At 61.0% G+C, this 10,371-nt stretch carries 12 protein-coding genes, 1 other RNA gene and 2 pseudogenes; 8 read left to right on the top strand and 7 right to left on the bottom strand.

The features are described 5' to 3' along the window. Positions 1-164 precede the first annotated feature (164 nt). Positions 165-885, bottom strand: a pseudogene (locus tag E5W87_RS16040) (YebC/PmpR family DNA-binding transcriptional regulator). 225 nt (positions 886-1,110) lie between these two features. Further along, positions 1,111-1,434 carry a helix-turn-helix domain-containing protein gene (locus E5W87_RS16035; RefSeq protein ID WP_292399125.1) on the bottom strand — a complete coding sequence of 108 codons (324 nt, stop codon included), beginning with the start codon at positions 1,432-1,434 and terminating at the stop codon, positions 1,111-1,113. Between the two features lie 51 nt (positions 1,435-1,485). Between E5W87_RS16035 and E5W87_RS16030 the strand changes: the two genes are divergently transcribed. The 4 genes from E5W87_RS16030 to E5W87_RS16015 are packed head-to-tail and all read left to right on the top strand — an operon-like array spanning position 1,486 to position 3,296. Continuing rightward, complete coding sequence (locus tag E5W87_RS16030) at positions 1,486-1,968, top strand: SRPBCC domain-containing protein (RefSeq protein ID WP_292399121.1); 483 nt, start codon at positions 1,486-1,488, stop codon at positions 1,966-1,968. A gap of 23 nt (positions 1,969-1,991) precedes the next feature. Further along, a complete protein-coding gene (locus E5W87_RS16025; protein ID WP_292399118.1) occupies positions 1,992-2,387 on the top strand; it encodes a VOC family protein in 396 nt (131 codons plus the stop codon). Between the two features lie 53 nt (positions 2,388-2,440). Further along, the gene (locus E5W87_RS16020) at positions 2,441-2,803 is read left to right on the top strand and encodes a hypothetical protein (protein WP_292399115.1); all 363 of its coding nucleotides are present in this window, start codon (positions 2,441-2,443) and stop codon (positions 2,801-2,803) included. A 25-nt stretch (positions 2,804-2,828) separates the two neighbouring features. Further along, entirely contained in the window at positions 2,829-3,296 is a 468-nt protein-coding gene (locus tag E5W87_RS16015) for an SRPBCC family protein (protein WP_292399112.1), read from the top strand. A gap of 28 nt (positions 3,297-3,324) precedes the next feature. Here the strand turns inward: E5W87_RS16015 and E5W87_RS16010 are convergent, their stop codons facing one another. The 4 genes from E5W87_RS16010 to ssrS form a co-directional block, all read right to left on the bottom strand. Continuing rightward, positions 3,325-4,089 (bottom strand): TerC family protein, encoded by a 765-nt coding sequence (locus tag E5W87_RS16010; RefSeq protein ID WP_292399109.1) that lies wholly within the window; start codon positions 4,087-4,089, stop codon positions 3,325-3,327. A gap of 74 nt (positions 4,090-4,163) precedes the next feature. After that, complete coding sequence (locus E5W87_RS16005; protein ID WP_126104514.1) at positions 4,164-4,988, bottom strand: YmdB family metallophosphoesterase; 825 nt, start codon at positions 4,986-4,988, stop codon at positions 4,164-4,166. A gap of 81 nt (positions 4,989-5,069) precedes the next feature. Next, the gene (locus E5W87_RS16000) at positions 5,070-5,657 is read right to left on the bottom strand and encodes a 5-formyltetrahydrofolate cyclo-ligase (RefSeq protein ID WP_292399106.1); all 588 of its coding nucleotides are present in this window, start codon (positions 5,655-5,657) and stop codon (positions 5,070-5,072) included. Between the two features lie 98 nt (positions 5,658-5,755). Then, positions 5,756-5,911: non-coding RNA, 6S RNA (gene ssrS / locus E5W87_RS15995), on the bottom strand. A 182-nt stretch (positions 5,912-6,093) separates the two neighbouring features. On the opposite strand from ssrS, the gene E5W87_RS15990 reads away from it, so the two are divergent. Next, positions 6,094-6,933, top strand: a complete 840-nt coding sequence (locus tag E5W87_RS15990) for a MoxR family ATPase (RefSeq protein WP_292399103.1) — start codon at positions 6,094-6,096, stop codon at positions 6,931-6,933. Between the two features lie 59 nt (positions 6,934-6,992). Here E5W87_RS15990 and E5W87_RS15985 read toward each other — a convergent pair whose 3' ends face one another. After that, positions 6,993-8,561, bottom strand: a complete 1,569-nt coding sequence (locus tag E5W87_RS15985) for an MFS transporter (RefSeq protein ID WP_292399099.1) — start codon at positions 8,559-8,561, stop codon at positions 6,993-6,995. 141 nt (positions 8,562-8,702) lie between these two features. Between E5W87_RS15985 and E5W87_RS15980 the strand changes: the two genes are divergently transcribed. The 3 genes and pseudogenes from E5W87_RS15980 to E5W87_RS15970 form a co-directional block, all read left to right on the top strand. Next, positions 8,703-9,566, top strand: a complete 864-nt coding sequence (locus tag E5W87_RS15980) for a LysR family transcriptional regulator (RefSeq protein WP_292399096.1) — start codon at positions 8,703-8,705, stop codon at positions 9,564-9,566. 65 nt (positions 9,567-9,631) lie between these two features. Further along, positions 9,632-10,078 carry a GNAT family N-acetyltransferase gene (locus E5W87_RS15975; protein WP_292399093.1) on the top strand — a complete coding sequence of 149 codons (447 nt, stop codon included), beginning with the start codon at positions 9,632-9,634 and terminating at the stop codon, positions 10,076-10,078. 8 nt (positions 10,079-10,086) lie between these two features. Then, positions 10,087-10,371: pseudogene (locus tag E5W87_RS15970) on the top strand (VWA domain-containing protein); the annotation flags it as partial.

The raw sequence follows: 10,371 nt of genomic DNA, 5'->3' as shown, positions 1-10,371 counted from the left end.
CCATATACCACCCCGGCGAGGCCAAGACATCGCGTCGGCAAAACGAACCTCGTCGTAGTTGGTCATCCACCCCCCGGGGTCAGCAACTGACAAATCTATACGGTAGACGAGTGACAGAAGGCAGCGGTATGCGCATGCGCTTGTACTGCGCAGCGTACTGAAACCTATGCCGCGCTGAGCTTTGCCAATGTCTCGTCATCGACCTCGAAATTGGCGTAGACACTCTGCACGTCGTCATCGTCCTCGAGCGTGGCGACCAGTTTCATCAGCGACTGTGCCCGCTCCTCGTCGACCGCAATGTTGGTTTGCGGCTTCCAGATCGGCTTCCAGCGCCTTCGACACCTCGCCGAGGTTCTCGAAGGCGCAATGGATCGTGTGGCCCTCCTCGTCCGACTGGACGTCGTCGGCGCCAGCCTCGATCGCAGCATCCATGACCTTCTCGGCGCTGCCGACTGACGCCGGATAGAAGATTTCGCCGACGCGGTCCCACATGAACGACACCGAGCCGGTTTCGCCCATCGCCCCGCCGGCCTTGGTGAAGGCCGCACGCACATTCGACGCCGAGCGGTTGCGGTTGTCGGTCAGCGCCTCGACGATGAGCGCGACGCCACCCGGTCCGTAGCCTTCGTAGCGCACGGCTTCGTAAGTCTCGGCGTCGCCCATCGACGCCTTGTTGATGGCGCGCTGGATGTTGTCCTTCGGCATCGACACCGCCTTGGCGTTCTGCACGGCCAAGCGCAGGCGCGGGTTCATCGACGGATCCGGCGTGCCGCTCTTGGCGGCGACGGTTATTTCGCGCGCCAGCTTGGAAAACATTTTCGACCGCACCGCGTCCTGGCGGCCCTTGCGGTGCATGATGTTCTTGAACTGCGAATGGCCAGCCATGGCACCCCTGTCGTCTTCTTGGCAGAGCATCCTGCAGCGAGGTAATCACCTCGCCTTTTGCCAAAATGCTCGAATTCAAAATTTCAGAACGTCACTGGTGCGTCCGGATGGACGTTCGGCGCTCTATCTCGGAATGGCCGGCTTATAGATAAATCGGCTCAATTCGTCCAGCCGCGCCGTAACGGTGGTGCGCAACACGCCCGTCAGCTGCATTGTTGTGGCCATTCATCCCTCCAGATCGGATTTCAGCCGGTCGAGAATGCTGATCGCGTGCGTGGCGTACTGGCTGATCCAGCGGTCGTGGATCTGTTTGATCGGCAGCGCATTGAGATGGTTCCAGCGTTCGCGCCCCTCGCGCCGCGCCACGACCAGGTCGGCTTCTTCCAGCACTTTCAGGTGCAGCATGACGGTGCAGCGGTCCATGTCGGGAAAGGCATCGCACAGCATGCCGGTGGTCCGCGGCTCATCTCTCAGTTCGTCCAGCAATTCGCGCCGGCGCGGATGCGCCAGCGCCTTGAAAACATTGTCGTCTTGCGATCGGCTTGACATGTTATGTTTATATAACATAATGTCGATCCAATCAAGGAAGGAGCTGTGGATATGTCCCTTGGATTCAGAGTTTCGTGCCGCATCGGCAAACCCGTCGCCGAAGTCTTCGACGCGGTCGTCAATCCGACCAAGCTCAGTGGCTATTTCACCACCATCGGTGGGGCCAGCGCGCCGCTGGTGGCCGGCGCCGGCGTCGTCTGGTGGGGCAAGGTGCCAGTCGAAGTCGACGAGGTGAAGAAGAACAGCCGCATCGTGCTGCGCTGGGACGCAACCGACGCCGACGGCAAGCCGGCTTACAAGACACGCATCGAGATGAATTTCGAGCCACTGGACGACGGTGGCACATTCGTCACCATCGCCGAGACCGGCTGGCACGAGGACGCGGTCGGCCTGAAGAAGTCTTACCTCAATTGCGAGGGCTGGTCGCAGATGCTGGCCTGCATGAAGGCCTATGTCGAATACGGCATCAATTTGCGCGACGGCTATTACCGCAGCGAGATGAAGGGTGAACCGGCCAGCGAAGGCAATATCTGAGCGACCGTGAGAGAGGCCTGGTGATGAGGAAAGTAACGCCATTCCTGATGTTCGAGGGTAAGGCCGAAGAGGCAATGGCCCTCTATTGCGACACCATTCCCGACAGCAGCGTTCTTGAAACCACACGCTACGGCCCCGGCGAAGACGGCCCCGAAGGAACGGTCAAGCTGGCGCGCTTGTCCATTGGCGGCGGCTTGGACGTAATGGTCTTCAACAGCCCCGTGCACCATGCCTTCACGTTCACACCGTCGGTCTCGCTCTATGTGGACTGTTCCTCCGAGGAGGAACTGAACCGCATTGTCGAGACAATGGCAAAGGACGGCGGGTTTCTGATGCCGCCCGACAATTATGGCTTTAGCCGCCGTTTCGCATGGCTGAACGACAGGTTCGGAGTCTCCTGGCAGATCAATCTGGCATAGCGAGGTCTGGGCGAGCCGACCAATAACAACAGAACATGAAAATGGAGCCAGCAATGACCGCGAAGATCACCGGCGGCATCAACATCGCCATGAAAGTGCCCCCGCACCAATACCAGGACACGATCGCCTTCTACCGCGATGTCGTCGGGCTGAAGCCATTCACCGCCAAGGCGCCGGCAATCGGTTTCGAGCTTGGCCCCAACCGCCTTTGGATCGATGAAGCGCCGATGCTGAGCCAGGCCGAGGTGTGGCTGGAGCTGTTCACCGACGATTTTCCGGCCGCCGCAGGTCATCTCGCCAAGGCCGGCGTCGTGCGCTGCGACGCCATCGAGGCGCTGGGCGAAGATTTCCGCGGCGGCTGGATCACCAATCCGGCCAACATCGTTCACATGGTGCGCGAACCCGACCCCTGGTGAGCACCAAGCCTGAAAGGAGCATCCCATGGAGATCCGCGAAAACCCGGTAGCCGAAGCCGGCATGCTGATCCGGCGGCCGGTCGCCGAAGTGTTCGAAGCAATCGTCGATCCGGCCATCACCACGAAATTCTGGTTCACGCACGGCAGCGGCCGGCTGGACAGCGGCAAGGAGGTTCGCTGGGAGTGGCGCATGTACGACGTCTCGACGACGGTCACGATCAGCGAGATCGTCAAGGACAGAAAGATCGTCATGCAGTGGAGCGATCCGCCGACCACGGTGGTCTGGACCTTCACCGAGATGCCGGGAGGCGCGACCTTCGTCGAAGTTCGCAATTTCGGCTTTGCCGGCAGTGCCGACGAGCAGGTCAAGCAGGCGATCGGCTCGACCGATGGCTTCGCGCTGGTGCTCGCCGGCGCCAAGGCGTGGCTGGAGCAAGGACTGACGCTTGACCTGATCGGCGACCGCCACCCGAAGGGCGTGCCGGCAAGTTAAAACGCAGCGGCGTCCCTAAGCGCCGATCTCAGTGCCCGCCGGCCTTTGCCTTTCTCCGCCGTCGCGCCAGCATATTCAGGCCCTCCACGAGGGCGGAAAAACCCATGGCGGCGTAGATGTAGCCCTTCGGCACATGGAAGCCCATGCCATCGGCGATCAGCGTCATGCCGATCATCAGCAGGAAGCTCAGCGCCAGCATGACGATGCTCGGGTTCTTGGCGATGAAGTCGGCGAGCGGCCCGGCCGCCAGCATCATCACGGTGACCGCCACGATGACGGCGATGTACATGATGGCGATCTCGTCGGTCATGCCGACCGCGGTGATGATCGAATCGATAGAGAAGACGAGATCGAGCAGCAGTATCTGGAAAATCGCACCGGCCAGCGAAAGCTGCAGCGTCTCGCCCATCATCGTGTCCTGGTGATCCTCGAGATCGACCGTGTGGTGGATCTCCTTGGTCGCCTTCCAGACGAGGAACAGGCCGCCGGCGATCAGGATCAGGTCGCGCCAGGAAAAACCATGGCCGAAAGCGGTGAATACCGGCGCCGTCAACTGGACGATAATCGAGATGGTGGCAAGCAGCACCAGCCGCATGATCAGCGCGGCGGAAATGCCGAGCCGCCGCGCGCGGGCCCGTTGTGCCTCCGGCAGTTTGTTGGTCAGGATCGAGATGAAGATCAGATTGTCGATGCCGAGCACGACCTCCAGCACGATCAGCGTCAGCAACGCGACCCAGGCGGTCGGGTCGGAGACAAAAGCGAAATGTGGCGCCAGGAATTCGATGAGCTGCATGGAGGTCGTCCCCTCTTTAACGATCTGAAGCAGGCGTAGCCGGCAATTAGGTATTACAATCGTTTACATCAATGTCATGACCAGAAGGACGGCGCAGTTTCCTCGAGCCGCGGTCCGCGGCGAAACGGCGCAATCCGCTCGGTCAGGCCGCTGCGATCTGAAATGTCGACGCCGACGCCGCACAATGTCGCTGGGCCGGTCGCCGCCTCGAAACGTCCTTTCGGCACCTTCGACAGAAATCGGTTGAGCGGCTCCTCCTTATCCATGCCGAGCGAGGAATCATAGTCGCCGCACATGCCGGCGTCGGAGATATAGCCGGTGCCGCCATTGAGGATATGGTGGTCGCCGGTCGGCTGGTGCGTGTGGGTGCCGACAACGAGGCTGGCGCGTCCGTCGACGAAATGCGCAAAGCACATTTTTTCAGACGTCGCCTCGGCGTGGAAATCGATGACCACCGCATCCGCCTGCTCGCCAAGCGGACAGGCGGCAAGCTCGCGCTCACCGGCCTGGAACGGGTCGTCGAGTTCGGGATGCATGAACACCCGGCCCATGATGTTGGTTACCAGAACGCGCGCGCCATTCCTGGCGATGTAGACGCCGGAGCCGCGGCCCGGCGTACCCTTGGGGAAATTGGACGGGCGCAGGAAGCGCTCCTCGCGCGGGGCGAAAACCAGCGCGTCGCGCTGGTCCCAGACATGGTTGCCGGTGGTGACGACGTCGGCACCCGCCGAGATCGTCTCGCGAAAAATTTCTTCGGTGATGCCGAAGCCACCGGCGGCATTCTCGCCATTGACGATGACGAAGTCGAGTTTGAAATCCGAGATCAGGCCGGGCAGTTGTTCCCACACCGCCGTGCGCCCGGTCTTGCCGACCATATCGCCGAGAAAGAGAAGTCTCATCTAAACATGATCCCGAACCAAAGGTCAGCGAAGCAAAAAGCTGCATGACTTTCGGAAAAGACCATGCGTCCAGGAACTTATCTACAATTTCGGCGCGAACCGGCGCAACCCGTTCTCGGTGAGTATTTCCGGGATGATCATGTCATGCGGCTCGTCCGGCACCAGCGCCACCTCCTGGCAGTCGAAAGCAATGCCGATCAGCCGCGGCGGCTGCCCCTTGTCGACCAGCCGCGCGATCGCACGGTCGTAATAGCCGGCGCCGTAGCCGATGCGGTGGCCGCGCGCATCGAAAGCCGCGAGCGGCACCAGCATAACCTGGGGATCGAGCACCTCGGCCTCATCATGCGGCCCGACGGTGCCGAACCCCATGTCGACCATGGGCGCGCCACGCACCAGTTCGCGAAAGACGATGGTGGTCTTGTCGAGAATGGCCGGCAGACAAAGCCTTGCCCCATTTTCGCGCAAGGCGAACATCAGTGGCCGGACGTCGACCTCCGAGCGCATCGGCCAGAAGCCGGAGACGATCTGGCCCGGCTCTATCGCAATGCTGTCCCGCGCCGTCTCGGCCATTTCGAGCGCTGCCTCCACACGCCAGAACGGATCGAGCGCGTCGCGGCGCCCGAGTGCTTCCTTGCGGAGATGTCTTTTCAGTTCTTTTGGAGAGGTCATGGGGCCAAGGTAGAAAAGGTCGGATCTGATTGGAGTTTTAAGAGCGACGTTTTCCACCGCATGATCCACCGAAGCGTGAGTGGATCCTTTGCGTCGAGTGACGATCCACACAACCGGTGGAGAGAGCGATCCCGGGAACCTACAAAGTAGGTGGGCGCCGTATGAGAAAACCCACGGGTCTTCCCAGGGACAGCTCCCTAGGGATCATTAAGGCCCCGGGGAAAATGTTCTCCTGCCGGGAAGCGCAGACCGTCGCACCCAATATAGGCCGACGATCGACCAAGCGCCAGAGAGACAGCCATGTTCGGCGGCTTAATTCGTCGCGAAGTCCTGCCTGGAACTGCGCCGGCACAAGGTTTCACTGTGCCCTCGCCGCTGCGCCTTGCACAGGCTGGACTGTCTCCTTACGGTTGCCATGAAAAACCGAGGAGCAACAATGCGTTTCGAAGGCACGGCGGCCTATGTCGCCGACAAGGACCTGATGGTGGCGGTCAACGCAGCGATCGCGCTGGAGCGGCCACTTCTGGTCAAGGGCGAGCCAGGCACCGGCAAGACCGAACTGGCGAGGCAAGTGGCGGCCGCGCTCGGCCTCGAGCTGATCGAATGGCACGTCAAGTCGACGACAAGGGCGCAGCAGGGCCTTTACGAGTATGACGCCGTCTCGCGGCTGCGCGACAGCCAGCTCGGCGACGAGCGCTTCAACGACATCCGGAACTACATCAAACGCGGCAAGCTGTGGGACGCCTTCTCCGCCGGCAAAAAGGTGGTGCTTCTGATCGACGAGATCGACAAGGCCGACATCGAATTCCCCAACGATTTGTTGCAGGAACTCGATAGAATGGAGTTCTTCGTCTACGAGACCGGCGAGACGATCCGCGCCGTAGTCAGGCCCATCGTCATCATCACCTCCAACAACGAGAAGGAACTGCCGGACGCCTTCCTGCGCCGCTGCTTCTTCCATTATATCCGCTTCCCCGACGTCGACACGCTGCACAGGATCGTCGACGTTCACTATCCCGGTATCAAGCAGAACCTGGTGCGTGCCGCGCTGACCCAGTTCTACGAGATCCGCAACGTGCCCGGCCTGAAGAAGAAACCGTCGACCTCCGAGGCGCTGGACTGGATCCGCCTGCTCGTCGCCGACGACATCGCGCCCGAAGACCTGCGCTCCGATCCGAAGAACGCACTGCCCAAGCTGCACGGTGCGCTGTTGAAGAACGAACAGGACGTGCATCTGTTCGAGCGACTAGCCTTCATGGCGAGAAGGCAGGGGTGAGGAGCGGTCGGCCTGGGCCGCAGAAACTCGGCCTCTGACGCCGAGCCGGAAGGCCGTTGCTACGAGCGGGCTTCGCTTGCGCTCTGAGCAGTATGATGACCCCTTGCTTCCTGCAGCGCGACATTTTTGGGGCCGAAGATGAAGAAGCTGATGACGGCAAGAGCAAGAACGCCGATCCCGCTATAGAGCATGACCCAGCCAAAACCGTTGACCAAGGCGGCATGCACGATGGCGCCGGACGGGTCCAGGGTCGCGAGCTTGGGCGAGTATTGCGAGAGGCCATCGAGATTTCCGGCGGCGATCTTCTCCGCCAGCGCGCGCAGTTCATTCAGGTCGAGGGTCATGCCAAATGCGTCCCGCAGATGAGAAACAATCCCCTGCGTCAACAGCAAGCCCAGCACCGCGATATTGATGGCGAGCGTGATCAAGCGCGCGCTGATATCGATGCCCGAAGCCATGCCGGCACGATCCGGCGACACTGAGCCGGTCGTGGTGTTGGTGGTCGGCGAATTGGTCAGGCCGATGCCGATGCCGGCGATCAGCGTGCCGGGCAGCATGGCCAGCCAGCTGGCTCCGTCGAGCCCGGAACCTATCCTCATGGCGATAAAGCCGATCCCCAATGTCAGCAACCCGAGCGGGATCGCCACCCGCGCCTGATAGCGCGCGCGCAAGCGTTCGGCGATCGAGGACATCAGCATGAGGGGAAGCGTGTAGACGAGCAGCAACAGGCCGGTCGTGGTGCTGTCGTAGCCGAGAACGCCCGAAAAATAGATCGGCATATAAATGATGAACGGCCAATAGCTGAAATTCATGCCGATGCCGCCCAGGATCGCTCCCGAAAATTGGCGGATGCGGAACACCGAGAAATCGAACATCGGATAGGGATTGATCTTTTCGGCAACAAGGAACGCGATGAAAGCCAGCACGGCCGCGCTTGCCACGCCGATGCAGGCGCCAGAGCCGAGATCAGCCCCTTGCGTGATCAGATAGGAGAAGCCGAACACCGCAAACGAGAGCATGAGGATGCCGGCCCGGTCAAGCTTCTGGGCGTTTCGATCGAATGATTCGGTGACACCGGCACCGATGAAGACCAGGGCAAGAATGGCGAGTGGCACATGGATGAGGAACACCCACTGCCAGCTCGACAGCGTTACGATCAATCCGCCAATGGCGGGACCAAAACCAAGCCCGATGCCCGAGACGACGCTCCAGGCAACGAAGGCCTTGCCGCGTTCTCTGCCGTCTTGGAACTGATGGGATAGCACCGCCACGCTGCACGTGAACATAGCGCCGCCCGCAAGACCTTGCAGAAAGCGCGCGACGATCAGAAGTGAAGCGGTCGGCGCGAGGCCGCATAGCAGAGAGGCGAGGCCGAAGGCGATAGTGGTGATCACCATCACGCGTTTGCGGCCGAAGCGGTCGGCCAATGTCCCCGTCGCCATCAACACCGTCGTGCAGGCAATGGTGTAGGCGTTCATGATCCATTGCAGATCCTTGAAGTCGGCGGCGAGCACGCTTTCCAGTTTCGGAAGGATCACCGGTACACTGGAGATTTCGAGACCGAACAGCAGCGAGGCAAGGCAGACGCCCGCAAGCGCAACGGTGTTTCGGTCAATTTGAAACGTCATATCGATCACTTTCCATCGGAGCATTCACAGGGGCTGCGAGCGGCGCCCTTCAAACTGCGGCCGAAGTGACATAGACGAGCCTTGACCATGAAAAAAGACTATGCATTTCTATTTCAGAAATGACAAAATGGAATGATCGCGATGACCAGCCTTGATGTCGACGCCGTGCGCACCTTCGTCATGGTGGCCGATCTGCAGAGCTTCACCCGAGCGGCTGCCGCGATGGGGAGCACCCAGGCGACGATCAGCGTCAAGCTGCGCCGGCTCGAAGAAAAGCTCGGCGCGCGCTTGATCGAACGAACCCCGCGCCGTGTGGCCCTGTCGGCAAGGGGAGCGGTTTTCCTTCCCGCGGCCCGTGAATTTCTTGCCGCCCATGAACGCGCCGTCGCTGAGTTTTCCGCAGCGCCATGTCGGCTTGCTCTCGGCTTTGTCGATCATGTCGCGGGGCCTAAGCTTTCCACACTGATAGCCCAGCTTCATGCCCATGATCCGTCGCTCGCGCTCAACATAAGGATCGACACCAGCTCCATGCTGGAGGAAGCTTTCGATCGCGGCGAGCTGGATGCGGTGATTGTGCACCAGGAAGATGACAGTCGACGCGGCGAAGCCTTGTCGCGCACCCACTATGGCTGGTTCGCGGCCCCTGCCTTCGAATGGCGGCCCGGAACGCCATTGCGCCTGGCTCTTTTAAGCACCGTATGCAACTGCCCGGACCGCCTGAGGGCGGTCGAGGCGCTGGATAGGGCAGGCATCGCCTGGAATGAGGCATTCGTGGGCGGTGGCGGCGCGGCCGTCAACATCGCGGTATCGGCCGGCTTCGCGATTGCCGCCCTCGCCCACCGTGTCGTTCCCCCCGGCCTGGTCGAGGTGGGCCGCAAACTCGGCCTGCCGCCAATTGCGCCTTCGGAGATCGTTTTGCATTCGCATGCTTTGTCGCCGCGGGCACGAGAGGCGCTGCACATGCTTGCGACCGCTTTTCGCGAGTATAATTTGCCGGCGGGATAGGCAAAGATATTCCTGATCCCGATTCTGTTGGATGGATCGGGTTACAGACTTCAGAGGGAAATGAAATGACCGAGATCACCGTCCGACCACTGGCGCAATCCGACCACGCCGACTGGCAGCGTCTGTGGACTGCCTACCTCACCTTCTACGAAACCAAGCTGCCGGAAGACGTCTACGCCGTCACCTGGAAGCGGCTGTTCACGGCGGGTGAGTTCGAACCGAAGGGGTTCATCGCCACGCTCGACGGCAAGGCAGTCGGCCTGACGCACTACCTCTACCATCGCTCCTGCTGGTCGCAGGTAAACAACTGCTATCTGCAGGATCTGTTCGCCGACCCGGATGTGCGCGGCAAAGGCGTCGGCGCCGCACTGATCGAGGCGGTGAAGCAGGAAGCCGGCAAGATCGGCGTCAAGAACGTCTACTGGATGACGCACGAGACCAACACCACCGCGCGCAAGCTGTACGACCACGTGGCGCGGCGCACCGGCTTCATCGAGTATGATCTGCTATAGATGGTGCCATGTTCATCCCCTTCTTCCTCGAACTGAAGGCTGCGCGGGTTCCGGTCTCGCTTCGGGAATATCTGTCGCTGCTGGAAGGGCTGGAGGCGGGGCTGGTCGACTACGATGTCGAAGGTTTTTACTATCTCGCCCGCTCCGCCCTGGTGAAGGACGAGCGCCACATCGACCGTTTCGACCAGGTCTTTTCGCATATCTTCAAGGGGGTCGAAGCGCTGGCTGGCGAAAACGCGGTCGACGTCGAAAACATTCCGGAGGAATGGCTGCGGCGGCTTGCCGAAAAGCAC

Origin of the sequence: Mesorhizobium sp., from assembly GCF_004962925.1 — a bacterium.
Lineage (GTDB): Bacteria > Pseudomonadota > Alphaproteobacteria > Rhizobiales > Rhizobiaceae > Mesorhizobium.
Note: the sequence above shows the minus strand (reverse complement) of the source record. Positions and strands in the feature narration are given on the sequence as shown.

What these genes read in the sequence shown, in the direction of transcription:
- E5W87_RS16035 (WP_292399125.1), bottom strand. Translation starts at nt 1,434, where the DNA reads ATGTCAAGCCGATCGCAAGACGACAATGTTTTCAAGGCGCTGGCGCAT.
- E5W87_RS16030 (WP_292399121.1), top strand. Translation starts at nt 1,486, where the DNA reads ATGTCCCTTGGATTCAGAGTTTCGTGCCGCATCGGCAAACCCGTCGCC.
- E5W87_RS16025 (WP_292399118.1), top strand. Translation starts at nt 1,992, where the DNA reads ATGAGGAAAGTAACGCCATTCCTGATGTTCGAGGGTAAGGCCGAAGAG.
- E5W87_RS16020 (WP_292399115.1), top strand. Translation starts at nt 2,441, where the DNA reads ATGACCGCGAAGATCACCGGCGGCATCAACATCGCCATGAAAGTGCCC.
- E5W87_RS16015 (WP_292399112.1), top strand. Translation starts at nt 2,829, where the DNA reads ATGGAGATCCGCGAAAACCCGGTAGCCGAAGCCGGCATGCTGATCCGG.
- E5W87_RS16010 (WP_292399109.1), bottom strand. Translation starts at nt 4,089, where the DNA reads ATGCAGCTCATCGAATTCCTGGCGCCACATTTCGCTTTTGTCTCCGAC.
- E5W87_RS16005 (WP_126104514.1), bottom strand. Translation starts at nt 4,988, where the DNA reads ATGAGACTTCTCTTTCTCGGCGATATGGTCGGCAAGACCGGGCGCACG.
- E5W87_RS16000 (WP_292399106.1), bottom strand. Translation starts at nt 5,657, where the DNA reads ATGACCTCTCCAAAAGAACTGAAAAGACATCTCCGCAAGGAAGCACTC.
- E5W87_RS15990 (WP_292399103.1), top strand. Translation starts at nt 6,094, where the DNA reads ATGCGTTTCGAAGGCACGGCGGCCTATGTCGCCGACAAGGACCTGATG.
- E5W87_RS15985 (WP_292399099.1), bottom strand. Translation starts at nt 8,561, where the DNA reads ATGACGTTTCAAATTGACCGAAACACCGTTGCGCTTGCGGGCGTCTGC.
- E5W87_RS15980 (WP_292399096.1), top strand. Translation starts at nt 8,703, where the DNA reads ATGACCAGCCTTGATGTCGACGCCGTGCGCACCTTCGTCATGGTGGCC.
- E5W87_RS15975 (WP_292399093.1), top strand. Translation starts at nt 9,632, where the DNA reads ATGACCGAGATCACCGTCCGACCACTGGCGCAATCCGACCACGCCGAC.